Source organism: Jannaschia maritima (assembly GCF_030973515.1).
Classification (GTDB): Bacteria; Pseudomonadota; Alphaproteobacteria; order Rhodobacterales; family Rhodobacteraceae; genus Jannaschia; species Jannaschia maritima.
Genome location: NZ_JARGZA010000001.1, coordinates 288377 through 311444, shown reverse-complemented (window position 1 = coordinate 311444; position 23068 = coordinate 288377). Strand labels below are relative to the sequence as shown.

Here is a 23068-nt window from a genome sequence, read left to right as displayed (position 1 = left end):
TGGGTCTGCGTATCGAAGGGCTTCGCTTCCGGACCGAGGGGCCCGCCCGTGACCATCCATTCCGACCTCGCCGCCGCCATCGGCAACACCCCCCTGATCCGCCTGAACGGCCCCAGCACGGCCACGGGGTGCGAGATCCTGGGCAAGGCGGAGTTCCTGAACCCCGGGCAATCGGTCAAGGACCGCGCGGCCCTGTACATCATCCGCGACGCGGTCGCCCGGGGGGCGCTGCGACCCGGGGGCACCATCGTGGAGGGGACGGCGGGCAACACGGGCATCGGCCTGTCGCTGGTCGGCGCGTCGATGGGGTTCCGGACCGTGATCGTGATTCCGGAAACGCAGAGCCAGGAAAAGAAGGACATGCTGCGGCTGGCGGGTGCGGAGCTGGTCGAGGTGCCGGCGGCTCCGTACCGGGACCCGAACAACTACGTCCGCTATTCCGGGCGCCTGGCGGAGGCGTTGGACCGGACCCTGCCGAACGGGGCCATCTGGGCCAACCAGTTCGACAACACGGCCAACCGGCAGGCCCACGTGGAGGGGACGGGCCCCGAGATCTGGGAGCAGACGGGCGGCCGGGTCGATGGGTTCATCTGCGCCGTGGGGTCCGGCGGCACGGTCGCGGGGGTGGCGGAGGTGCTGCAGCCTAAGGGGGTGAAGGTGGGGCTGGCCGATCCGATGGGGGCCGCGCTCTACAGCTTCTATACGACAGGCGAGATGGCGTCGGAGGGCAGCAGCATCACCGAAGGGATAGGCCAGGGGCGGATCACGGCTAACCTGGAAGGGTTCTCGCCGGACTTCGCCTGCCGGGTGGACGACGCGACGGCGGTGTCCATCGTGTTCGACCTGCTGGAACATGAGGGGCTGTGCCTGGGCGGGTCGTCGGGGATCAACGTCGGAGGCGCCATGGCGATGGCGCGCGACATGGGGCCGGGCCATACGATCGTGACGATCCTGTGCGACTACGGGACGCGGTATCAGTCGAAGCTGTTCGACCCCGCCTTCCTGCGGTCGAAGGACCTGCCAGTGCCCGCGTGGCTGGATCGCGCGCCCACCGACCTGCCGGACGTCCGCGCCTGACGCGTCATGCTGCGGTGCGGCGTAACTTCGCCTCGTGACGGGCGGGGCGATCGGTTCGGTGCCATCAGTCTGACCGGGAGCGCGGAACGGCGCAAGCGGGGCGATGATCCAGGCGAGAAAGGGCTGTGGGGGAGGTGGACCGTCGGACCATGCCGCCTGCGGTCCGTCGGCGGGCGGGCAGGGCGCGTGTCTGCGGAGCGTCTGCCCTGCGTCTGCCTTCCGTCGGACGGGAATCGCTTCGGTCGGGATGCGGAGGTCAGGCCAGCGCGGCCCATCCGGCCAGCGCCACCACCGCCACCATCGCGGTCGCCATGCCGACGTTGACGCCCCGTTGCACGCCGGGGGGCAGGTCCATCCGCTGCACCGCGATGCCCGCCCACAGCCAACCCAGGTGGAGGGCCATCCATATCGCGTTCAGGATCGCCAGCTTGACGGCCACCTCCCAGGCGGGGTGCGCGGGTGCGATGGCGAAGCCGGTGAACAGCGTCGTGTTCACCACGTAGGCCTTGGGGTTCAGCGCCTGCAACGCCAGGCCCCCCCGGATGCCCGGCGGGTGGGATGCCGGCGTGAACCGTATCTCGCGCCCCGCGGTCGCGATGCCCCAGGCCAGCCATAGCAGATAGGCGGTGGAGGCGACCAACAGCACCGTTCGGATGCGCGGGTCGGCCAGGGCCGTGGCGGCCACGCCGGTCAGCACGCCCAGGCAGACCAGGTTCGTGCCGACGAACAGCCCGACGAGATAGCGCAGCCCGGCCCGGCGCCCGAACGCCGCGCCCACCCCTGCCAGTGACAGGACGCCGGGTCCGGGCGTGACGATCAAGAAGAAGACCGCCGCCGCGAAGGTCAGCATTCCCGTCGCCGCTCCGCGATGTCCTGCGCCTGGATCGCCAGGCGGGTGACGGCGAAGGGATGGTCACGCTGCGGGTCCCCGAGGGTGGCCGCGAACCACCCGAAGAAGGGAAGGGGGTCGTCGCTGGCGTCGAAGCGTCGGACGCCCGTCGCATCCGTCAGGATGACGTGATCCGCGCCGGGACGGCCGGCGGGATCGACGTACTTCCGAACCTCCAGCGTGCCGGTGGTGCCGGTCGCGAACAGGCGTCCGTCGCCCCAGGCGGGCAGGCCATCGGGCGTGAACCAGTGCAGCAGGATCGTTCCGGTCACGTCGCCCGCGCGCATGGCGATGCGGCCCCTGTCCTGAAAGGGAGGATGTTCCATGCAGTCGACGTCGGCGTATTCGATCGTGGCGTCGTCCGCGCCGGCAAAGTGCAGGACCTGTTCGATCTGGTGGCTGCCGATATCGGCCAGGATGCCGCCGCCCCGGCGGGGGTCCCAGAACCAATCGGGTCGGGTCGCGGCGTTCAGCCGATGGGGAGCGATCAGGGTGATGTCGACCAGGCGACCGATCGCGCCGTCCCGGATCAGCCGCGTGGCGCGCGTGACGGACGGGACTTCGTAGCGTTCGGAGAAGTCCACCTCCCACCGTCTGCCGGTCCGGGCGCAGGCGTCGCGGATGCGGTCGAGGTCGGGAAGCGTCAGGGCGCCGGGTTTGTCGGACAGGACGTGCTTGCCCGCCGCCATCGCGCGGACGGCGAGGGCGGGTCGGTCGGCCGGGACCGCCGCGGTCAGGATCAGGTCTATGTCCGGATCCGCCAGGATCGCGGTCGCGTCGCGGCGCGGCAGGTCCGGGAAGCGGTCGCGCCAGCCGGGCAGGGTTCCCGGCTCGCCGTCGGTGGCCCAGGCGACCAGCGTCCCGCCGGCATCGACCATGTGGGCCGCCATCGTGTAGATGTGCCGGTGGTCGATGCCCACGACCGCCATGCGGGGGCCGGTCACGTCGCGCGGCCCCGTTCGCGCCACCAGATCACGAGGCCCGAGGCCGCGATCACGATGGCGCCGATCACGGACCACAGGTCCGGCAGGGTGCCGAAGACCAGCCATCCCGCCGCGGCCATGTAGATCAGGAAGCTGTAGCTGAACGGCATGAGGACGTTGGCGGGCGCGTATCCGTGGGCCAACCCGAAGAAGTGGTGCCCCAGCCAAGCCGCCGCGCCGATGAGGAACAGCAGCCCCCAATCCAGCGCGGTGGCGGGGTTCTCCCATGCCAGGAACGCGGCGGGCGCCAGCGCGATCGTGCCCACCAACCCGGCATAGAGCTGCATGGTCCGGGGGGCGGCCTCCCCCGAGAGGCGGCGGGTCAACAGCGAGAAGAGCGCGAGCGCGGTCGCCGCCGTCAGGGACAGCAAAGTGGCCGGATGGAACGCCGCGCCCCAGGGACGCACGACGACGAGGACGCCCAGGAAGCCCACGAGGATCGCGCCCCAGCGCCAGGGCCCGACTCGTTCGCCCAGAAGCGGCACGGCCAGCGCGCTGACGATGATCGGGCTGGAGAACATGATCGCCGCCACCACGGTCAGGTCGAGATAGGTCAGCGCCACGAAGTTGCAGAGCGTCGCCGTCAGCAGCAGCGCGCCGCGGAGGAGCATCCACAGCGCCTGGCGGGCGGGCGCCGTGAACCCGGAATGGTCGCGGCCCATCATCGGCCCCGTGGACAGCGCGAGATGCGTGCCGAATCGCATGAAGGCCAGCTGCAGGACCGGCAGGCCCGCCGCCGTCAGCCAGGCGACGGACACGTCCGTGACGCTGAAGAGCAGATAGGCCACGAGCATCAGCGCGATGCCCCGGCCCGGGTCGTGGACCCGTCTTCGGGCCAGGGGACTGACGAAGGCGGCCAGGGTTCAGTCCCCGGACCGTTTCGCGAAGCGGTCCGCGTAGAAGTCGACCATCTGCGGCACCAGATCGTCGCCGCGTCCCCCGTCGATCGCTGCGTTAAGCGCGGCGTCCGCGCAACCCGACATCACGCTGTCCGCCCCCAGATCGTCCGCCATCCGGCGGTAGTAGCCGACGTCCTTTGCGGCGTTCCTGATCGTGAAGGCGAGGTTCTCGGGGTCGCCGTCCACCGCATAGGCCTTGATGAAGTCCATCATGCCCGATCGGAGCGGACCCGCGGACATGACGTCGTACAGGGACTGCCGCTCGATGCCCGCGCGATCGGCCATGGCGAAGGCCTCCGCCATCGCGTTGGCCGTCGTCATGGCGAAGAAGTTGTTGATCAGCTTGATCGTGTGGCCCGACCCGACCGGGCCCAGGTGGAACACGTTCTCGCCCAGGTCGTCCAGGAGGGGGCGGACGCGATCGAAGGCGGCGCGGTCGCCCGACGCCATGATGTTGAGCTGCCCCTCGCGCCCGTGGGAGGGCGTGCGGCCCAGGGGCGCGTCGAGATAGGCGGCGCCCGCGCCCTCCACCTCCGCGGCGAGGGTCTTGGACGAGGCGGGCAGGGAGGTGCCGAAGTCGATCACGGTCGCGCCGCTGGACAGACCCGCGATCACGCCGTCGTCGCCGCGCATCCGTCCTTCGACGTGGTCGGACGTGCCCATGCACAGCATCACGACGTCGGACGCCTCCGCCAGCTCGCGGGCGCTGCCGGCTTCCGCGGCGCCGCGGGCGGTGGCGGCGTCGAGGCCGGCCCGGTTCGTGTTGCCCAGCACCGTGAGGTCGTGCCCCCGGTCGAGCAGGCGCTGGGCCATCGCGCTTCCCATCAGGCCCAGGCCGATGAATCCGATCTTCGCCATGTCTCAGGCCTCCTGTGTCGCGGTGTCGAAGCTGCGGGTGCGCAGGGCCTTTTGCACTTCGTAGATGGTCTTGCCCGGCGGGGGATGCGGCAGGGGCAGGCGCACGGGCACCGGTTCCAGCCGCGGATGGATGGTGGGCGCGCCGCATAGCATGCGGGCGTCGTATTCCTCGAGCGTGTCGAAGCGCGTGGTGCCGCCGGTGATGGGAAAGGCGTCGGCGGCCATCACCTCGTAGAAGAGGATGCGGCGCGACCGGGTGGATCGGTTCAGCGCGGAGCCGTGGACGATGCGTCCGTGATGGATGCTGATCGACCCCGCGGGCCCCATCAGGGGCACCGCGTCCGCGAGGTCGTAGCCGTCGCGCGCTAGGTCCATCGCGCCCACGAAGTACCCATCCTGGTGGTGGTCGTGGATCGGACCCCTGTGGCTGCCGGGAAAGACCATCAGGGGCCCGTTCTCCGGGCCCATGTCGTCCAGGATCACGCCCACGGCGAGGACGGCGTCGTTGGTGTGCGGATAAAAGGCGAAGTCCTGGTGCCATTCGACGGCGGCGCCGTGCCCGGCCTCCTTCATGTTCAGCTTGGTGGTGTGCAGGCGGAGGTCGGGGCCGATCAGGTCGCGGACCGGCGCGAGGATCAGGTCATCGAACATCAGCTCGCGGAACACGTCCGAATGGAGGTGGGGCAGCTTGATCCGGCGCACGCGCGGTTCGTCCGGCGTGTGGCTGTCCTCCAGGTCCAGCTCGTCCGTCCCGGCGGAAAGGCCGCGGGCCTTGGCCGTATAGCGGTCAATCTCGGCGTGAAGCCGGGGCAGGACGTCGGCGGGCAGGCGACGTTCCAGGATCACGTAGCCTTCGGTTTCGTACTGGCGCTTCTGCGCTTCGGTCAGGACTTCGGTCACCGCGATCGCTCCTTCCCCCATGCGTGCCGACAGGTCAGCAGGTTCCGCACGGGATGCCAAGGTCGTCGCGATGCATGATCCGGGGTTGCGCCAATCGGGGGCGTCAGGTCGCCGTGGCCTCGATCCGCAGGACGACGTCGAGGTTCGCGCGGCCATCCGCCCCGGTGCATAGCGGTTCGGCCCGGCCCGCGATCACGTCGGCGAAGTGCCGCAACTGCCGGGCAAGGGGAACGCCGTCGGGCGCCTCGTGTTGCCGCCGCGTCTGGACGTCGTTCCAGGTCCGTCCACCGGACCAGACGGTGAGCGAGGGGAAGGCGACGGCGCCTTCGGTGCCCGCGATGCGCAGGCTGTCCTGTCCTGACAGGGGGATGTGGGGCGATTCGCCGGTCGCGGCCTCGAACCCCCAGGGCGTGGGGGCGGTGTCGGCATAGGCGATCGTCGCGGTTGCCCCCGACGCGAACCGCAGGACCGCGCCACCGGATTCGGGGCGCGCGGCGGCGCGACGGACGGCGTTGGAGCCGAGGCCGACCACGTCCGCGACCTCGCCCAGCAGCATCCGCAGCATGTCGACGTCGTGGATCAGGTTCTGCTTGATCGGCGCGCCGTCGATGCCCGTGCGCCACGGCACATCGAAGTAGTCGTCGGGCTTGCGCATCAGCCACATCAGGTTCGCCGTGACCGGCGTGCCGATGGCGCCCCCCGCAACCAGGTCGCGCAGGGCGGCGACCTTCGGGTGGTGGCGGCGGTGGTGGCCCACCAGCAGGCGAGTGCCCGCGCGCGCCGCGGCGGCGATCATCGCGTCGGCCTCCGCCAGGGTGGCGGCGATGGGCTTCTCGACCAAGACGTGCCAGCCCCGGCCTGCGGCCTGCCGCGTCAGGGGCGCGTGGGTCGCCGTGGGCGTGGCCAGCACGATGCCGTGCGCGGCGACGTCGACCGACGCGATGTCCGGGAAGACGGGCGCGCCCCCCGTGTCGCAGGCGGGCGCGGGGTCGACGATGCCCGCGAGGGTCAGGTCGGGATCGTCCCGGATGTGTTGCAGGTGGCGCGACCCGATCAGGCCCGTGCCGGCGAGCAGCAGGCGGGTCGTCACATCACCGCGCCGATCTGCCAGGGCACGAACTCGTGGTCGCCCAGGCCCTGGGCCTCCGACTTCGTCGCCTCGCCGGAGGCCACGCGGAGGAACGCCTCGTAGATCTCGCGGCCCTTCGATTCGACCGTGGCGCCGCCCGTGAGGATGTCGCCGGTGCCGATGTCCATGTCCTCCGGCATGCGGGCGAACAGCTCCGCGTTGCTGGCCACCTTTATCGTCGGCGCGGGCTTGGAGCCGAAGGCGCTGCCGCGGCCCGTGGTGAAGCACACGAGGTTGCAGCCGGACGCGATCTGGCCCGTGACGCTGGCCGGGTCGTAGCCGGGACTGTCCATGAAGCCGAAGCCCTTCGCGGTCACGGGTTCCCCGTAGCGGTATACGCCGGTCAGGGGCGTGGTGCCGCCCTTGGCCGCGGCGCCGAGCGATTTCTCCAGGATGGTGGTCAGGCCGCCCTTCTTGTTGCCGGGGGAGGGGTTGTTGTCCATGCTGCCCCGGTTGCGCGCGGTGTAGTCCTTCCACCATTCGACCCGCTCGATCAGGCGGCGGCCCACGGCCTCCGTCGCGGCGCGGGCGGTCAGCAGGTGTTCGGCGCCGTAGATCTCGGGCGTCTCGGCCAGCAGGCCGCTGCCGCCCTGCGCGACCAGCAGGTCGCAGGCATGGCCCAGCGCGGGGTTCGCGGTCACCCCGGACCAGGCGTCGGACCCCCCGCATTGCAGCGCCACGGTCAGGTCCGCGGCGGGGCAGGGTTCGCGGCGCGCCTCGTTCGCGACCGGCAGCATCGCGCGGACCTTCTCGATCCCCATCTCCACGGTGCGGCGCAGGCCGGCGACGTTCTGGATGTTCATGACCTGAAAGGCGGGGCCCTGCTTCAGCCCATAGGCGTCGAGCAGCCAGTCGATCTGGTTGATCTCGCAGCCCAGCCCCACCATCAGGACGGCGGCGTGGTTGGGGTGGCGGGCATAGCCCCACATCACGCGTTGCAACGCCTCGAACCCGTCGCCGTCCCCGGCCATCCCGCAGCCGGTGCCGTGGACGAAGGCGGCGACGCCGTCCACGTTGGGATAGGCCGCCAGCTCCTCCGGGCCGAAGGCGTCGGCGATGCGCCGGGCGGCGGTGGCCGAGCAGTTCACCGAGGTGACGATGGCGACGTAGTTGCGCGTGCCCACTCGGCCGTCGGCCCGGCGATAGCCCATGAACGTGTCGCGTCCGGCAGGCGCGGGCGGCGCGCGGTGGTCGGTGCCGAACGCGTAGGCGTGGTCGGTCGGCACGAAGGCCAGGTTGTGCGTGTGGACGTGGTCGCCCGGGGCGATGTCGGCTGCGGCCAGCCCGATCATCTGCGCGTATTTCAAGACCTGCGTACCCGAAGGGATGGGTGCGGTGGCGATCTTGTGGCCGGAGGGGACGAGCCCGGTCGTGCGCACGGCCTCGACCGGATGGCCGGCGGGCAGGGCGCGGGTGGCCGTCACGACGTTATCGCGGGGCGAGAGGCGGACGAAGCTGGGGGTGTCAGGCACGGGTCGATCGTTCCGGTTCGGGTTGCTGCATGTCGGCGGCGGGGTCGTGGCGGCGTTCCTCGGCCGGGTCGCCATGGGCGGGACCGCATCAAAGCGCGTCTTCGAACGCCTCCACCATCACGCGCCACCAATCCACGCTGTCGGACCAGTTCTGCGGCGTCACCCCGCCGTGGAGGTTGACGCCGTATTCGAGGATCGGATCGCCCTCCGCGTCGACATAGGCGCGGCCCAACAGCTTGTCACGGTTCCATCCGTTGACGAAGGTCGCGGACGGCGCATCGGCCGCCGCGTAGGCGGAGGTGAACACGACCACGTCGCAATCCGCCCCGTCCGAGCAACCGAAGAAGTAGAGTTGCGTGGGCCCGATGCCGATGTCGTCGATGACGATCAGCGGGTCCCCCACGCTGTCCTGCGACAGCTGCGCCGAATATCCATCGGCCACGATGACGCCTAGCAGGGCATCGGGATCGCGGGCGTCGATCACCTGCGCCACGGCAGGGCCCGCCGCGAGGTGGCCGGCGGCGATCCCGGCCGCGATGGCGGAGCGGAGGGTCAATCGAGCAGGACCTCGACGATGGGCGGCCAGATCAGCAGGACCGAAAGGGCCAGGATCTGGATGCAGATGAAGGGCAGGAAGCCGCGGAAGATGTCCGTCAGGCTGATATGGGGCGGCGCCACCGACTTGAGGTAGAAGGCGGCCGGCCCAAAGGGGGGCGACAGGAAGCTGACCTGCATGTTCATGCAGAACAGCACACCGAACCAGACGGGCAGGTAGCGGGGGTCGAGGGTGCCGAGGAACCCGATCTCCTCGATCGGAAGGCGCTGCACGATCGGCAGGAAGACCGGGATGATCAGCAGCACGATGCCGACCCAGTCCATGAACGCGCCCATGAAGAGCAGGATCACCATCATGGTCAGAAGGATGCCCATGGTCGGCAGGTCCGAGGAGGTGATCAGGTTCGCCACGTAGGTCGGCCCCCCCGCGATCGTGTAGGCGCCCGCGAGGGTCGCGGCCCCGATGGTCACCCAGATGATCGTGCCGGTCGACTTCAAGGTGCGCATCAGGCTGTCCCAGACCAGCTCGACGTTCGCCTCGCCCCGGAAGACGCTGATGACGAAGACCGCGACGACGCCCATGGCGGCGGCCTCGGTGATGCCGCTGATGCCGCCGTAGATCGACCCCATGACCACGCCGATCACGACGATGGGCGCGACGAGGCCCTTGCCCATGTTCCAGCCGGTCACGGCCCGCGACCGGCCGAAGACGAAGAAGATCAGGCCCAGGAAGATCGCAAGGGCGATGCCCACCTGCCAGACGTGCTCGGGCTGGCCCAGGGCGATGGGGTCGACCCCTTCCTCGACCGCGTTCTGTCCGGTGAGGGTGAAGAACAGCGCGCGCAGGAACAGCGCGGTGGCGAAGCCCGCGCCCAGGATCGACAGGAAGGCGCCGAACAGCTTGCCCTTCTCGGCCCCCTTGGGCTGTGCGTGATGCTCCGCCAGCTCGGCTTCCGCGACGCGCAGCGATTCCTGGAGGCGCTCGACCTCGGCCGGATCGAGGCGGGCCATCACGCCGTCGCGCCCGTCGGTCAGGCGTTCGAGGTCCCGTGCCGCTGCGTCGCGTCGGCGGGCGAGGCCGTCTTCGGGCAGGGGGGCCAGGGCCGGGTTCAACTGCGTGCGGATGACGATGTAGACGATGATGAACGACGCGAGCATGAAGCCGGGCACGAAGGCCGCGGTGAACAGCGCGACGATGCTGGTCTCGGTGATGAGGCCGTAGATGATGAGCACGATGGACGGCGGGATCATCGTCCCGAGCGAGCCCGACGCGCAGATCGTGCCGATCGCGAGGTTCTGGTCGTAGCCCAGACGGAGCATCTGGGGCAGGGCGATCAGGCCGAGGAGCACGACCTCGCCGCCGATGATGCCGGACATGGCGGCCATGATGACGGCCATGATCGACGTGACGATGGCGATGCCGCCCCGAGTGCGGGACAGCCATACGTTCAGCGACGAATACATGTCCTTCGCGATGCCCGACCGTTCCAGCAGCGCGGCCATGAAGATGAACAAGGGGATCGAGATCAGCACGTAGCTCGTCAACGTGCCATAGACCTTCTGCGCCAGGATGTTTAGCGGCCCAGTTCCGAAGCGGCCCGTGAGGATGCCTTCCCCGAACTCCCACGGTGCGTAGAGCAACACCGGCTCGAACTTCATAACCAGGACCAGCACCGCCAGAATGGCGGAGGCGAAGCCGAGCGGCATTCCGATCGCGAGCAGCAGCATAAGCGCGATCAGCAGGACCAGCGAGATCGTTCCGACGTCCATGTCAGCGTCCTTCCCCGACCTGTTCGCGCAAGCGGCGCAACTCGTCCTCGTCGATGTCGTCGGCGGCCGTGTGGATGCCGGGGTCGCGGTTCCAGTCGCGGATCAGGTTCGCGATGGCCTGCAACGCCACCAGCGTGACGACGATCAGCACCATCGACTTCATCGTGGCCGGGATCGGCGGATCGAAGGCGGTGCCGAACGTTTCCCAGCGGGCGAACTTGGCCGCCGCCTCGCCGTAGCCGCCATAGAACAGGAAGAAGGCGAAGGCGACGATCAGGAGTGTGGAGACGATGTCGAACGTCCGCTGCACCCAGCGCGGACACACGTCGTAGAGAAGGTAGATCCGGATGTGGCTGCGCTGCTGCATCGCGTAGAGACCGGACAAGAGGAAGATGAACACCGCCAGCCACAGCGACATCTCGTTGGCCCACAGGGTCGGGGCCTCGAACGCGTAGCGCAGGATGACCTCGTAGAACATGACGCCCACGAGGATGGCGATCAGCATCATGGCGATGCGGCCGATGAAGACGGACAACCGGTCCCCGACCGAGAAGTCCTCCCATTCCATCGATGCGCGGCGGACCGTGGCCACGCCCCACGCGAAGATCAGCGGCGCCACCACGAGGGCGATCCAGTCCAGGACCTGCGGCGAACCATAGCGGCGCAGCAGCGCGGCTTCGGTGCGTTCGTCGCCCGGCAGCGTGATCAGATAGGCCGGACCGTTCCAGACGACCCATCCGAAGACGAGGATGAAGAGGAGGGGCACGATCCATTCGACTGGCCGGACGACGGGCTCCGTCCGCGGGACCTGATGCACTTCGGTCATGTCGGATCCTTCCGTGCCCCTGGTTGCGGACGGGCCCGGCGAAGGGCCCGTCCCGATCGCCCGTCGGGCGGTCAGTTGGAGTCGGACACCAGACCCAGCTGGTCGAGATAGGTCAGATGCGCATCGACCAAGGCTTCCGCCTCGGGCGTGGTGGCGAACTCGGGCCATGTGGATTGCGCGGCGTCCCGGAACGCCTGCAGGTCCTCGGGCGACCATTCGTAGATGTTCACGCCCTCGTCGCGCAGGTTCGCGACGGCTTCCGCATTCTTCTGCTCGAACGTCAGGGCCGTGCGCAGCGCCAGGCTCTCCATCGCGGTGTTCATGATCGCGCGGTGGTGTTCGGGCATGCCGTCCCAGACGGCCTTGTTGCAGGCCAAGTGGTCCGACGGCATCGAGTGGAAGCCCGGATAGTTTGTGTGTTTGCCGATGTCGTAGAGCCCGAGCCCCTGGTTGTTGGCGATGCCCGACGCGTCGGCGCCGTCGATGATGCCGGTTTCCAGCGCGGTGAAGATCTCCGTGAAGTCCATCACGATGGGCGAAGCGCCGAGCTTCTCGAAGATGCGTGTCTCCATCCCCGGGGGCGAGCGGAACTTCCAGTTCTGCAGATCGTCGATGCCCGAGAGCGGCGCGGTCGAGACGAGGCTTTCCTGGCCGTAGACCCACCAGCCGATCAGCTGCATGTCGTACTGGTTGTACAGGTCCTGAGCGGCCTCGAGGCCACCGCCGTAGTAGAGCCACGACAGCTGCTGGTAGGGCGTGTCGTAGCCGCCCATGATGTCGCCGACGAACTGGAAGGCTGGGTTCTTGCCGGTCTGATAGGCGCCGCCCGTCATGTCGCAATCGAGGATGCCGGAGGCGGCGGCGTCGAACGTTTCCGTCGGGCCGACGACGGAGGCGGAGAAGAACGGCTCGATCGTGATCTCACCGTTCGACATGGTCTGGACCTTGTCGAAGAACTCCTGCGCCAACTGACCGGACACCGTTTCCGGAGCATAGTGCGTCTGGATGCGCAGGGTCGTGCTGTCCTGGGCCATGGCGGCGCCGGTCATCAGCGTGGACGCGGCCAGCGCCGCGGTCAGGGTCTTTCTCATCGTATCCTCCCGTGCGCGGAGGATGATCCCGACGCCGACCCTCCTGCCGGTGCCGTCCCCTCCGCTGACGCGGAAAGCCTAGGCGTGGGCCATCGGGGATGCCAAGCCCTTTCTCACGTCAACCCGTTGCGCTCCTTCAACTCGAGGAACAGGGCGGAGTGGTCCAGGTCGCCGCCGTCCATCGCGTCCCGCAGGTGCTTGAACCGGTCGTTCACCGCTTCCACCGCGGGAAGGGTCAGCGCGTGGGCGCGCGCCTCCTCCAGCACGTTGTCGAGGTCCTTGATCTGGAACTTGGTCAGCCCGCCTGGCACGAAGTCCCCCTCCGTCATGCGCGCGCCATGCTGCTGCAGGATCGTCGAATCGGCGAACCCACCCTTCAGGGCCGCCCGCACGGCGGCGGGGTTAGCGCCACCGCGTTCGAGCAGCAGCATCGCCTCGGCGACCGCACCGATTGTGCAGGCGACGATCGCCTGATTCGCCAGCTTCGCCAGCTGTCCCGCGCCGACGGGACCGACATGGACGGGGTTGCCCATCGCCGCCAGCACGTCCCGGACGGCCGCGAACGCGTCCGCATCGCCGCCCGCCATGATCGCCAGCGTCGCGCCCTCCGCCCCCTTGGTGCCGCCGGATACGGGGGCGTCCACGTAGCCGATGCCGCGGCGGGCGAGCGCGTCGGCGTGGTCGCGGGCCTCGGATGGCTTGATGGACCCCATCTCGACCCAGATCGCGCCTTCGGCGAACGCCTCGCGCACGGTGTCCTGCACGGCCGCGCTGGCCGGTCCGTCGGACAGCATCGAGATCACGACAGGCTTGCCCGCCACGGCGACGGCGGGGTCTTCGGCGACCACCGCACCGTCCCCTTCGAGCGCGCGGGCCTTGCCCGAGGATCGGTTCCAGACCGTCACGGCATGCCCGGCTCGCAGGAGGTTGCGCGCCATGGGCGCCCCCATCAGGCCGGTTCCCAGCAGAGCCAGTTCGGTCATCGCATTCTCCGTGTTTGCGCCTGCGCCGTGGATGTCCTAGCCATCCCCTCGTCCCGGCGAAAGGGTGCCGTGCCGTTCGGGCGGCGACCCGAAGCGGGACCGGCGCAACGGGGAGGATCACGCCATGGCCGAGCTTCGATCGCGGAAGTGGTTCGACAACCCGGACAATCGCGAGATGACCGCGCTCTACTTGGAGCGCTACCTCAACTACGGCATCACGCGCGAGGAGCTGCAGGGCAACAAGCCGATCATCGCCATCGCGCAGACCGGCAGCGACCTGAGCCCCTGCAACCGGCATCATCTGGAACTCGCGAAGCGGGTCCGCGACGGCATCATCGCGGCGGGCGGCGTGCCGTTGGAGGTGCCGGTCCATCCCATCCAGGAGACGGGCAAGCGGCCGACGGCGTCGCTGGATCGCAACCTCGCCTACCTGTCGCTGGTCGAGACGCTGTACGGCTATCCGCTGGACGGGGTCGTCTTGACGATCGGGTGCGACAAGACCACGCCCGCGCTGCTGATGGCGGCGGCCACGGTGGACATCCCCGCGATCGCCCTGTCCGTGGGGCCCATGCTGAACGGCTGGTTCAAGGGGGAGCGGACGGGCAGCGGCACCATCGTCTGGAAGGCGCGCGAGATGCATGCCGCGGGCGAGATCGACGATGCCGGGTTCATGGAGATCGTGGCGAGCAGCACGCCGTCGGTGGGCTATTGCAACACGATGGGCACGGCCACGACGATGAACAGCCTGGCCGAGGCGCTGGGGATGCAACTGCCCGGAGCGGCGGCGATCCCGGCCCCGTATCGACAGCGGGGGCATGTCAGCTATCAGACGGGGCAGCGGATCGTCGAGATGGTGCACCAGGACATTCGGCCGTCCGGCATCATGACGCGGGAGGCGTTCGAGAACGCGGTCGTCGTCAACTCCGCGATCGGCGGCAGCACGAACGCGCCGATCCACCTGAACGGGATCGCCCGTCATCTGGGGATCGAGTTGACCAACGACGACTGGCAGCGCCTGGGCCATCACGTGCCGCTGCTTGTGAACCTCCAGCCCGCGGGGCAGTATCTGGGCGAGGATTACTATCACGCGGGCGGCGTCCCCGCCGTGATCGGCGAGCTGATGGCCGCGGACATGCTGCCCCACCCGGACGCGCCAACGGTGAACGGCGTGACGGTGGGGGAGAACTACGGCGCGATGCGGTCGCAGCTGCCCGACGTGATCAGATCGGTCGCGGCGCCCCTGATGGACGAGGCCGGGTTCCTAAACCTGTCGGGCAACCTGTTCGACTCGGCGATCATGAAGACGTCCGTCATCAGCGCGGAGTTCCGGGACCGATACCTTTCGAACCCCGACGACCCGCAGGCGTTCGAGGGGCGTGCGGTGGTGTTCGACGGTCCGGAGGACTTTCACGACCGGATCGACGACGAAAGCCTCGGGGTGGACGAACACTGCATCCTGATCATGCGGGGTGCCGGGCCGATCGGCTATCCCGGCGCGGCGGAGGTCGTTAACATGCGTCCCCCCGCCTACCTGCTGAAACGGGACATCCATGCGCTGCCCTGCATCGGGGACGGGCGGCAATCGGGCACGTCCGGGTCGCCGTCGATCCTGAACGCCTCGCCGGAAGCGGCGGCGGGCGGCGGGCTCGCGCTGGTGCGGACGGGGGACCGGATCCGCATCGACCTGAAGGCCGGCACCGCGGACATGCTGGTCGACGCTGCCGAGCTCGACGCGCGCCGCGCTGCCCTGCCGGACCATCCGTTCGCCCCCGAAAGCCAGACCCCCTGGCAGGAGATCTTCCGCGAACGGGTCGAGCCGCTGTCCAAGGGCATGACCCTGCGCGGCGCGGATGCCTACCGCGGGGTGGCAGGCCGGCTGCCGCGCGACAACCATTGACGCCCTTCGGGTCGTCCAGCGAACGAAAACAGGGAGATACATCATGAAGCTCGTGCGCTTCGGCGAACCGGGGGCCGAGAAGCCCGGAATGATCGACCACAACGGCGATCTGCGCGACCTGTCGGACGAGGTCGCCGACATCGCGGCGGAAGCGCTGTCGGCCAAGTCCCTGGAGATCCTGTCGAAGCTCGACCCCATGGCGCTGCCCAAGGTGGAAGGCGAGGTGCGGTTCGGCCCCTGCGTCGGCGGCACCGGCAAGTTCATGTGCATCGGCCTGAACTTCTCGGACCATGCGGCGGAGACGGGATCCGCGATACCCGATCACCCGGTGCTGTTCATGAAGGCGACGTCCGCGATGGGCGGAGCGTTCGACGACGTCGTGCTGCCCCGCGGGTCGGAGACGTCGGACTGGGAGGTCGAGCTGGGCGTCGTGATCGGCGAGCGGTGCAAGTACGTGTCCGAAGCCGAGGCGCTGGACCACGTTGCGGGGTTCTGTGTCTGCAACGACGTGTCCGAACGGACCTTCCAGCGGAAGCGCTCGGGTCAGTGGACGAAGGGGAAGTCCTGCGACACGTTCGGGCCCACCGGACCCTGGCTCGTGACGAAGGACGAGATCGCCGACGTGCAGAAGCTGGGCATGTGGCTGGACGTCAACGGCGAGCGGATGCAGACGGGAAACACCGACACGATGATCTTCACCGTGGCCCAATGCATCAGTCACCTAAGCCAGATGTTCACGCTGCATCCAGGTGACGTCATCAGCACAGGCACCCCTCCCGGCGTCGGCATGGGCATGGCCCCCGAGCGCTACTTGAAGGCCGGCGACGTGATGACCCTGGGCATCGATGGCTTGGGCGAGCAGCGCCAGACGGTGCGCGCCGATGGTTGATCGGATCGCGCTCCTGCAGATCGGGACCATCACGGACCGCATGCGCGACATGCTCGCGGACCGGTTCGAACTGCTTCCCCTCCTGGATCGGGACGATCGCAGCGGCTTTCTCGCCGAGCGGGGGCAGGACATCGCGGCCGTCCTGACGAACGGCCATTACGGCGTGCCCGACGACGTCGCGGCGGCATGCCCGAACCTGAAGGCCGTGTCCTCCTACGGGGTCGGCTACGATGCGATCGACGTGGAGGGGCTGACGGCGCGGGGCATCCTGATCTCCCACACGCCGAACGTCCTGAACGACGAGGTGGCGGTCACGGCCATCCTGCTGTGGCTGGCTTGCTACCGCGGCCTGATCGCGGCCGATGCCCACGCCCGTGGCGGTGCCTGGGAGGACGGGGAGTTCCCGCTCACCCGCTCGCCCATGGAACGCAAGGTGGGCATCCTGGGCCTGGGCCGCATCGGCCAGACCATCGCCGACATGGCGGCCGCCTTCCGGGCGGAGATCCATTATCACGCCCGGTCGAGGAAGGACGTGCCCTTCACCTACCACGATAGCCCCACAGCGCTGGCGGGGGCGGTCGACGTACTGATCGTCATCACCCCCGGGGGACCGGAAACACATCACATCGTCGATGCGGGGGTGCTGGACGCCCTGGGTTCGGATGGCTGCCTGATCAACGTGTCCCGCGGATCGACCGTGGACGAGACCGCGTTGATCGAAGCCTTGCGGACCGGACGCCTGGGCTATGCCGGTCTGGACGTGTTCGAGGCGGAGCCGAAGATACCTCAAGCGCTGAAGGACATGACTGATCGGGTGGTCCTGACGCCGCATGTCGGATCCGCCACGGTGCAGACGCGGCAGGCGATGGGAGATCTGACGGTCCGTAACCTGCTGCAGTGGCTGGATGATGGAACGCTGGAGACCCCTATCCCGGAATGCAAGGGGATGTGACGCGGGCGCGGGTGACGCCAGTTCGACGTCGCCTTACACCCGCCCACCGGGTCGTCAGGCCCGGACGGCGCGTGCTGCGAAGCAACCGGGTTTCGCGTTGTGCAGGTCCACGTGAACGACGGAAGGATCGGCAAACGTCGCATCGAGGCGTTCCGCCACCCCGTCGCCGTCAGCGACGTCCGCCGACGTCATCATGCCGTCGGCGTCGAATGCCCGCAGCGATATGAGGCGGGACCGGATCACGTCAGGCACGACGCCCGGCGCCGGGTGGGCCTGCGCGACGCCTTCGCGGACGAAGATCGCATGTGTCCCATGGTAGGGGGAGCCGGGGGTCAAGTGCGTATGATTGACGAGGACCACCGTTTCGCCGACCTGCGCGTCCTCCAGGCTGACGCGGCACGGGGTGCCGGGATTGGCGTCGACCACCATCCGCCGCGCCCGATGGCGGCGCAGCGTGTCGTCGTCGCATAGGAACAGATGCGCGAAGGGTTCGGGGGACAGGGCTTCGATGCGGAAGGTCATGGTCGGCTCCGATATGATCCCTTGCATCTGAGGCGATGGGCTTCCGAGCGCGACCCGAACCTTGCGCATCCCGTCAGGCGTGGAACCCAGCCGACCTCAGGCGCGCTATCGCCCGCCAGATCGCCCAAGCCAGGAACGCGGCGAACACCCCGAGACCGGCGACGAGCGACAGGATCTGGCCCGCCGTCGCGCCCGTGAAGGTCAAGCTGCCCAATTCGCCGATCCAGACGAGGGCCACGGTGCTGGGTGCCAGGCCCGCGATCGTGGCGATCGCAAAGGGGATCAGCCGGACCGAGGTCAACCCGAGCAGATAGTTCTGCACCGTGAACGGAAGGATGGGCGTCAGCCGCAGCAGGGTGACGAAGACGAGCGCATCATCCCGCACCATGGCGTCCGCGGCCCGAACCCGCGGTCCCCCCAGCCTCGCCATCACGGGGTCCCGCAAGAAGCGCCGCGTCGCCCACCAGGGTCCCAATGCGCCCAGCAACGATCCGAGCAACGCGAGCGGGATGCCCCACCATCCGAACGCCAAGCCCCCCACGACGCTCATTGCGGCGGCTGGCAGGGGCAATGCGACGACCACGACGTAGAGCGCCAGATAGACCAGCCAGCCGATACGGGTGTGGTCCGCCAGCCAACGCTCCAGCGGTTCGACCCAGCCCTGCCAGGGCGTCAACCACATTCCGAGCATCAGGCCGGCGAGCAGCATTGGCCAGACCACCAGGGCCAGGCGATTGCGGAGCGTGTCCATCAGGCGCGATCTAGGGGGGGTGGGGATCGGCCCGCAAGGGAGGTACGCCGTCAACCAGCCCCCTGCGACCCAGAGGCATCATCCGAACGGTCGGGCCGCGCCCATGCGACGAGGACGTCCCGATCCGGCGGCAGGGCGGTCCCCACCCCGTCCGAGAAGGCGCGTAGGGCACCCAGGTTCAGGGAATTGACCCCGACGAGGACGTCGGTCCCCCGTTCCAGCGCCGCCGCGATGGCGGGACGGAAGCCCCGGCCCAGCGCCTCCTGCTTGCCGAACTTGTTGACGATCAGCAGATCGGCCCCGTCCTCCAGCCGGGCCATCGTCGTGCCCACGGCCGCCTCCAGCCCCCTGGGGTCCAACCGGCACCCGCGCGATGCGGCGCCCAGGCTCTGACTGATGCGGAAGGTCGGGCCGTTCGGCAGCACGATCGCATCCATGTCGCACCGTTCCGAGCCGGGCCGCTCGACGTTGACCTGGACGACGCCCGCCAGCCGCAGGCCATGGGCCTGCAGGTCGCGGGCCACGTCGTACAGCAGCGGGTCCAGGTCGCCGCGCCCTTCGGTCTTGGTCCAGGCCAGTCGCATGCCTTCGTTTGACGCGGTGCGCGGGCGGCGTCCAGGCGGCTTGACGGCTCGGGACGTGCCTGGGACACCGGCTGGCATGACCGACTTCCCGCGCATCGAACCGTTGGGCGAGGCCGCGTGGCTGGTTCGCTTCGCCGATCGGCTGGACGACGGGGCGAACCGCGCGTGCCTGGCGTTCCGCGCGGGCCTGCTGACCGATCCGCCCGACAACGTGGCCGAGACGGCATCGTCGCTGGGATCCGTCCTCGTGCGGATGGACGATCCCCGCGGCGCGGATGCGGTGCTGTCGGCATTGGAACGGCGTCTGGCGGATCGCGATTGGCAGGCCGTCCCGTTGCCGCCGCGACGCCTGTGGCGCATTCCCTGCTGCTACGATGGCGATGCCGCGCCCGAGATCGAGGAAGCCGCCGCCCTGGCCGGACTGTCCGTTCCGGATGCGGTCGCGGCACTGTCCACGACCCGGGTTCGCGTGCTGGCCTTGGGTTTCGTGCCCGGCATGCCGTATCTGGGGACCCTGCCGCCCGAATGGGACCTGCCACGACGGAGCGACCTGACCCCGCGCGTGCCGGAAGGGGCCCTTGTGGTCGCCGTTCGTCAGTTGGTCCTGTTCGGCACGTCCTCGCCGACGGGTTGGCGTCAGGTCGGTTTGACGGCCTTCGGGTGCTTCCGGCAGGACAGGGATCCCCCCATCGCCCTGCGGGCCGGCGACGAGGTGGTCTTCCCCGCGATCGATGCCGAACATCTGACCGACCTGCAGGGGGCCGCCGATGGTCTGGGTGGTTCGGTCGCTGAGGATCTGGAATGATCGAGATCCTCGCATGCGGACCCCTGACGACGGTACAGGACGCGGGTCGTCCGGGCCATCTGTCGCTGGGCTTGGCCCGGGGCGGCGCGGCGGACCGCCAGGCGCTGCTGGACGCCGCGGCTCTCCTGAGCGGCGTCGCCGCGCCGGGGATCGAGAGCGCAGGCGCGCCGTTGCGGTTGCGGCCCGATGTGGATTGCACGATCGCCCTGACCGGCGCGCCCATGCGGGTCACGGCGGGGGGCAAGCCGTTGGGGTGGCACGCGTCGCATGTCGTCCAGGCAGGGATTGTGCTGGACCTGAAGCCTTCGGGGGAGGGGGTCTATTCGTATATCCACGTCGCGGGCGGGCTGGACGTCCGTCCGGTGATGGGGAGTGCCGCGGCGCATCTGATCGCAGGCATCGGGGCGGCCCTGCATCCCGGCGACCGCCTTCGGATACGCGCGCCCGCCACACCCGCGGCCGCGACCCTCGTACGCCCCGACGATCGGTATGCCGGGGGAACGCTGCGCTGCGTGGCGACGCCGCAGACGGCGTTGTTCCGGAAGGCTGACCTCGATCGGTTCGAGGGGACAGCGTTCACGCGTGCGACGCAGGGGAACCGCCAGGGGATCAAGCTGGACCCGGCGGGAGCGGGTTTCGCTACGGAAGGACAGCTCAACCTCCTGTCCGACTTCGTCCTGCCCGGGGACGTCCAGATGACCGGGGACGGCATCCCTTATATCCTGGGACCCGAATGCCAGACGACCGGAGGATATCCGCGGATCGCGCACGTCGTCACCGCCGACCTGCCGCGCGCGCTGCAGGCGCCCCCGGGCGCGGTCCTGCGCTTCGCCTTCGTCGACCTGCCGACCGCGCGCGCTGCGGTCCTGCGCCCGCCCGCCGTCGCCCCGACCTTGCGTGACCCGGCGGCGATGGCGGATCTGTTGTCGTACGACCTGATCGACGGCGTCATCGACGCGAAGGGGGAACCGTGGAGATCGACCTGAACGCCGACATGGGCGAGGGTTTCGGCGACTGGTCCATGGGGGACGACGCGGCGCTTCTGGACGTCGTGACGTCGGCCAACGTCGCCTGCGGGTTCCACGCCGGCGATTGGGACACGATGGCCGCGACCATGGCGCTGGCCCATCGCAACGAGGTGGGCATCGGCGCACATCCGGGCTTTCCCGACCTCCAGGGTTTCGGACGTCGCCGCATGGCGATGTCCCGCGATGCCGTTCGGAACATGGTCGCCTATCAGGTCGGCGCGGCGCGCGGCATAGCGGCGTCCGTCGGCGCGTCCGTTCGTCACGTGAAGCTGCACGGCGCGCTGGCCAACATGGCGTCGGAGGATGCGGACCTCGCCCTGTCCGCCTATGAGGGGGCGCTGTCCGTCGATCCGGACGTGATCCTGCTGGTCCTGGCCGGCACGGCGCAACAGGACGCGGCGCTGACGCTCGGCGCGGTCTGGGCGGGGGAGATCTTCGCGGACCGGGGTTACAACGCCGATGCCACGCTGGTCGCACGGGGCCGGCCCGGTGCGATGGTTCACGACCCGGAGGAGGCCGCGGCCCGCATGGTCCGGTTCGTTCGGGATGGCGCGATCCATGCGACCGACGGGACCCGCATTCCGGCCGCCTGCGACAGCATCTGTCTGCATGGCGACGGCCCGGAGGCGGTGGCCATCGCCCGGGCGGTACGTTCCGCGCTTGAAGCGGCGGGGATGACGCTCCGTCCGATGCGAGGGCGGCGCGGAGAGGGGGTGGGCTAGCGCAGACGCGGTGGTGCGTCGTCGCGCATCTCAATCGTCACGCCCTTCGCCACCTCCGGCAGCTCGATCCGCAGCCCGTGCCGCGCCAACGCGCCGGCCAACGGGTTGCTCGCCGCCACGAAGGTCACGTCGAGCGTTCCGGCCTCCAGCCCTGACAGGGCCAGCGCATCGGATACGGCACGCGCCAATGCGCCCTCCGCCCCGTCGACGGGATCGACGAAGGCCATGAGATGGGCTCGCGTGCCCCCGTCGTACACGGCACCGGCGAGGTACGCCGATCGCGCGAGCCCCGCCATCGCTCCCAGCTTACCATCCAGCGCACGCAGGAGCGCGTCGGGCAGGTCGCCGGGTGGCGTGATCGTCTCGATCGTCGCGGCCTCCTCCGCGGGGCCGGACGACAGCGTGTCGACCAACCAGGCGAGGGCATCCGCTTCGATGAGCTGTGCCGATGGCGCGTCGCCCAGGTTCAATCCCAGGCCCAGGCCCTGGTCCGACAGCAATCCCGCCAGCATCCGACCCGAAAGCGTGGCGGTCGCTGCCTCCGCGCCGGCGAAGGCGGCTAGCCGATCCGCCCGATCGAAGGCCAGCGCGTAGGTCCCGCCCTCCAGGTCGAACAGGTACGGGGTGACCCCGTCGGCATCGGCGTCGCCGTCAAGCCAAAGGGACAGTTCCGCTTCCGCCAACCGCGACCAGAAGGCCAAGCGATCCGCCGGCTCCCCGGAGGCTTCGGCTGCCGAATGGGCTTGGTCCAGGGGGGTGTCGTTCACTGGTCCCTCCGTGGTTCAGCCCAGGGCGTCCGCGATGGCGGCCTGCAGGGCGGGCACCGTTTCCTGCGCGAACCAGGGATGCTTCGCAAGCCAAGCGGTGTTCCGCCAGGACGGATGCGGCAGGCACCAGACCCGCGGCGCAAGCGTTCGCCAGTCGCGCACACGGTCGGTGACACGGCCCTTCCCCAGATGCCACGCCTGCGCATAGCCCCCGATCAGCAGGGTCACGGGAACGTCGCCCACATGCGCCAGCGCGGCCTCACGCCAGAGTCTTGCGCAGACCTTCGGGGGCGGTATGTCGCCTCCGGCCGCGTCGTATCCGGGAAAACAGAACCCCATCGGCACGATCGCGACGTTTCGCCTGTCCCAGAACGTGTCCTCGTCCACCCCCATCCATTCCCGGAGCCGCATGCCCGACGGGTCGTCGAAGGGCTTTCCCGACAGATGAGCGCGCATGCCGGGTGCCTGACTCGCGACGAGGATCTTGGCGTGCGACGCGAACCACACCACGGGTGCGGGTTCGTGACGGGTCTTGGTCGCCGCGAACCGGTCCGCGCAATGGCGGCAGGCGCGGATCTCGTCGGGGATGGCCATGCGCGGAAACCTAGGAGCCGCTCCTCCGACGCCCACCCCGGTGGACCACAGGATCGCATTGGAATAGGCGCCGTTCGAAGCGGTCGATAGCTCAGCCATTTCCCGTTCAAAGGGTACCCGCACCC

General features: G+C 69.3%; 24 protein-coding genes. 7 read left to right on the top strand and 17 right to left on the bottom strand.

Annotated features, from left to right (window positions below):
• Positions 1–48 precede the first annotated feature (48 nt).
• On the top strand, positions 49–1077 hold the full coding sequence (locus tag P0084_RS01570; RefSeq protein ID WP_308915033.1) for a cysteine synthase A: 1029 nt from the start codon (positions 49–51) through the stop codon (positions 1075–1077).
• A 256-nt stretch (positions 1078–1333) separates the two neighbouring features.
• Here P0084_RS01570 and P0084_RS01565 read toward each other — a convergent pair whose 3' ends face one another.
• From P0084_RS01565 to P0084_RS01510, 12 genes are all read right to left on the bottom strand, one after another.
• Positions 1334–1927, bottom strand: a complete 594-nt coding sequence (locus P0084_RS01565; RefSeq protein WP_308915032.1) for a LysE family translocator — start codon at positions 1925–1927, stop codon at positions 1334–1336.
• A complete protein-coding gene (locus tag P0084_RS01560; RefSeq protein WP_308915031.1) occupies positions 1921–2910 on the bottom strand; it encodes a Gfo/Idh/MocA family protein in 990 nt (329 codons plus the stop codon). Before P0084_RS01560 ends, P0084_RS01565 begins: the two co-directional genes overlap by 7 nt.
• A complete protein-coding gene (locus tag P0084_RS01555) occupies positions 2907–3788 on the bottom strand; it encodes a DMT family transporter (RefSeq protein ID WP_308915062.1) in 882 nt (293 codons plus the stop codon). Before P0084_RS01555 ends, P0084_RS01560 begins: the two co-directional genes overlap by 4 nt.
• 24 nt (positions 3789–3812) lie before the next feature.
• Positions 3813–4706, bottom strand: a complete 894-nt coding sequence (locus P0084_RS01550) for an NAD(P)-dependent oxidoreductase (RefSeq protein WP_308915030.1) — start codon at positions 4704–4706, stop codon at positions 3813–3815.
• A 3-nt stretch (positions 4707–4709) separates the two neighbouring features.
• Positions 4710–5606 (bottom strand): phytanoyl-CoA dioxygenase family protein, encoded by an 897-nt coding sequence (locus tag P0084_RS01545; protein ID WP_308915029.1) that lies wholly within the window; start codon positions 5604–5606, stop codon positions 4710–4712.
• A 103-nt stretch (positions 5607–5709) separates the two neighbouring features.
• Positions 5710–6696, bottom strand: coding sequence for a Gfo/Idh/MocA family protein (locus P0084_RS01540; RefSeq protein WP_308915028.1), 987 nt, complete (start codon positions 6694–6696; stop codon positions 5710–5712).
• A complete protein-coding gene (locus P0084_RS01535; protein ID WP_308915027.1) occupies positions 6693–8207 on the bottom strand; it encodes a UxaA family hydrolase in 1515 nt (504 codons plus the stop codon). The genes P0084_RS01540 and P0084_RS01535 overlap by 4 nt, the downstream gene beginning before the upstream one ends.
• 88 nt (positions 8208–8295) lie before the next feature.
• On the bottom strand, positions 8296–8763 hold the full coding sequence (locus P0084_RS01530) for a YbjN domain-containing protein (RefSeq protein WP_308915026.1): 468 nt from the start codon (positions 8761–8763) through the stop codon (positions 8296–8298).
• The gene (locus P0084_RS01525) at positions 8760–10532 is read right to left on the bottom strand and encodes a TRAP transporter large permease (protein ID WP_308915025.1); all 1773 of its coding nucleotides are present in this window, start codon (positions 10530–10532) and stop codon (positions 8760–8762) included. The genes P0084_RS01530 and P0084_RS01525 overlap by 4 nt, the downstream gene beginning before the upstream one ends.
• A 1-nt stretch (position 10533) precedes the next feature.
• Positions 10534–11358: a TRAP transporter small permease subunit gene (locus P0084_RS01520; RefSeq protein ID WP_308915024.1), complete on the bottom strand. Its 825-nt coding sequence runs from the start codon at positions 11356–11358 to the stop codon at positions 10534–10536.
• Between the two features lie 71 nt (positions 11359–11429).
• Entirely contained in the window at positions 11430–12449 is a 1020-nt protein-coding gene (locus P0084_RS01515) for a TRAP transporter substrate-binding protein (RefSeq protein ID WP_308915023.1), read from the bottom strand.
• A 113-nt stretch (positions 12450–12562) separates the two neighbouring features.
• The gene (locus P0084_RS01510; protein WP_308915022.1) at positions 12563–13432 is read right to left on the bottom strand and encodes an NAD(P)-dependent oxidoreductase; all 870 of its coding nucleotides are present in this window, start codon (positions 13430–13432) and stop codon (positions 12563–12565) included.
• 124 nt (positions 13433–13556) lie between these two features.
• Here P0084_RS01510 and P0084_RS01505 point away from each other — a divergent pair, with 124 nt between their 5' ends.
• The 3 genes from P0084_RS01505 to P0084_RS01495 are packed head-to-tail and all read left to right on the top strand — an operon-like array spanning position 13557 to position 17170.
• The gene (locus P0084_RS01505) at positions 13557–15329 is read left to right on the top strand and encodes an IlvD/Edd family dehydratase (RefSeq protein WP_308915021.1); all 1773 of its coding nucleotides are present in this window, start codon (positions 13557–13559) and stop codon (positions 15327–15329) included.
• 43 nt (positions 15330–15372) lie between these two features.
• Positions 15373–16218, top strand: a complete 846-nt coding sequence (locus P0084_RS01500) for a fumarylacetoacetate hydrolase family protein (RefSeq protein ID WP_308915020.1) — start codon at positions 15373–15375, stop codon at positions 16216–16218.
• Positions 16211–17170 (top strand): 2-hydroxyacid dehydrogenase, encoded by a 960-nt coding sequence (locus P0084_RS01495; RefSeq protein WP_308915019.1) that lies wholly within the window; start codon positions 16211–16213, stop codon positions 17168–17170. The genes P0084_RS01500 and P0084_RS01495 overlap by 8 nt, the downstream gene beginning before the upstream one ends.
• Before the next feature lie 54 nt (positions 17171–17224).
• Here P0084_RS01495 and P0084_RS01490 read toward each other — a convergent pair whose 3' ends face one another.
• The 3 genes from P0084_RS01490 to P0084_RS01480 form a co-directional block, all read right to left on the bottom strand.
• A complete protein-coding gene (locus tag P0084_RS01490; protein ID WP_308915018.1) occupies positions 17225–17692 on the bottom strand; it encodes a DUF1203 domain-containing protein in 468 nt (155 codons plus the stop codon).
• A gap of 73 nt (positions 17693–17765) precedes the next feature.
• Positions 17766–18443 carry a TVP38/TMEM64 family protein gene (locus P0084_RS01485; protein WP_308915017.1) on the bottom strand — a complete coding sequence of 226 codons (678 nt, stop codon included), beginning with the start codon at positions 18441–18443 and terminating at the stop codon, positions 17766–17768.
• Positions 18444–18493: 50 nt separating this feature from the next.
• A complete protein-coding gene (locus tag P0084_RS01480) occupies positions 18494–19027 on the bottom strand; it encodes a DUF2478 domain-containing protein (RefSeq protein ID WP_308915016.1) in 534 nt (177 codons plus the stop codon).
• Between the two features lie 76 nt (positions 19028–19103).
• Between P0084_RS01480 and P0084_RS01475 the strand changes: the two genes are divergently transcribed.
• The 3 genes from P0084_RS01475 to P0084_RS01465 are packed head-to-tail and all read left to right on the top strand — an operon-like array spanning position 19104 to position 21582.
• The gene (locus P0084_RS01475) at positions 19104–19832 is read left to right on the top strand and encodes a 5-oxoprolinase subunit B family protein (RefSeq protein ID WP_308915015.1); all 729 of its coding nucleotides are present in this window, start codon (positions 19104–19106) and stop codon (positions 19830–19832) included.
• A complete protein-coding gene (locus P0084_RS01470) occupies positions 19829–20818 on the top strand; it encodes a 5-oxoprolinase subunit C family protein (RefSeq protein WP_308915014.1) in 990 nt (329 codons plus the stop codon). The genes P0084_RS01475 and P0084_RS01470 overlap by 4 nt, the downstream gene beginning before the upstream one ends.
• 8 nt (positions 20819–20826) lie before the next feature.
• Positions 20827–21582, top strand: a complete 756-nt coding sequence (locus tag P0084_RS01465) for a LamB/YcsF family protein (protein WP_308915061.1) — start codon at positions 20827–20829, stop codon at positions 21580–21582.
• Here P0084_RS01465 and P0084_RS01460 read toward each other — a convergent pair.
• A complete protein-coding gene (locus P0084_RS01460; RefSeq protein ID WP_308915013.1) occupies positions 21579–22349 on the bottom strand; it encodes an SseB family protein in 771 nt (256 codons plus the stop codon). The two genes, P0084_RS01465 and P0084_RS01460, sit on opposite strands and share 4 nt — an antisense overlap.
• A 15-nt stretch (positions 22350–22364) precedes the next feature.
• On the bottom strand, positions 22365–23042 hold the full coding sequence (locus tag P0084_RS01455; RefSeq protein WP_308915012.1) for a uracil-DNA glycosylase family protein: 678 nt from the start codon (positions 23040–23042) through the stop codon (positions 22365–22367).
• Positions 23043–23068 lie beyond the last annotated feature (26 nt).

Excerpts from the sequence above, each read along its gene's own strand:
- P0084_RS01565 (WP_308915032.1), bottom strand. The coding sequence starts at position 1,927 with ATGCTGACCTTCGCGGCGGCGGTCTTCTTCTTGATCGTCACGCCCGGA.
- P0084_RS01465 (WP_308915061.1), top strand. The coding sequence starts at position 20,827 with ATGGGCGAGGGTTTCGGCGACTGGTCCATGGGGGACGACGCGGCGCTT.
- P0084_RS01485 (WP_308915017.1), bottom strand. The coding sequence starts at position 18,443 with ATGGACACGCTCCGCAATCGCCTGGCCCTGGTGGTCTGGCCAATGCTG.
- P0084_RS01500 (WP_308915020.1), top strand. The coding sequence starts at position 15,373 with ATGAAGCTCGTGCGCTTCGGCGAACCGGGGGCCGAGAAGCCCGGAATG.
- P0084_RS01455 (WP_308915012.1), bottom strand. The coding sequence starts at position 23,042 with ATGGCTGAGCTATCGACCGCTTCGAACGGCGCCTATTCCAATGCGATC.
- P0084_RS01475 (WP_308915015.1), top strand. The coding sequence starts at position 19,104 with ATGACCGACTTCCCGCGCATCGAACCGTTGGGCGAGGCCGCGTGGCTG.
- P0084_RS01520 (WP_308915024.1), bottom strand. The coding sequence starts at position 11,358 with ATGACCGAAGTGCATCAGGTCCCGCGGACGGAGCCCGTCGTCCGGCCA.
- P0084_RS01470 (WP_308915014.1), top strand. The coding sequence starts at position 19,829 with ATGATCGAGATCCTCGCATGCGGACCCCTGACGACGGTACAGGACGCG.
- P0084_RS01505 (WP_308915021.1), top strand. The coding sequence starts at position 13,557 with ATGGCCGAGCTTCGATCGCGGAAGTGGTTCGACAACCCGGACAATCGC.
- P0084_RS01515 (WP_308915023.1), bottom strand. The coding sequence starts at position 12,449 with ATGAGAAAGACCCTGACCGCGGCGCTGGCCGCGTCCACGCTGATGACC.
- P0084_RS01480 (WP_308915016.1), bottom strand. The coding sequence starts at position 19,027 with ATGCGACTGGCCTGGACCAAGACCGAAGGGCGCGGCGACCTGGACCCG.
- P0084_RS01525 (WP_308915025.1), bottom strand. The coding sequence starts at position 10,532 with ATGGACGTCGGAACGATCTCGCTGGTCCTGCTGATCGCGCTTATGCTG.
- P0084_RS01495 (WP_308915019.1), top strand. The coding sequence starts at position 16,211 with ATGGTTGATCGGATCGCGCTCCTGCAGATCGGGACCATCACGGACCGC.
- P0084_RS01490 (WP_308915018.1), bottom strand. The coding sequence starts at position 17,692 with ATGACCTTCCGCATCGAAGCCCTGTCCCCCGAACCCTTCGCGCATCTG.
- P0084_RS01510 (WP_308915022.1), bottom strand. The coding sequence starts at position 13,432 with ATGACCGAACTGGCTCTGCTGGGAACCGGCCTGATGGGGGCGCCCATG.
- P0084_RS01550 (WP_308915030.1), bottom strand. The coding sequence starts at position 4,706 with ATGGCGAAGATCGGATTCATCGGCCTGGGCCTGATGGGAAGCGCGATG.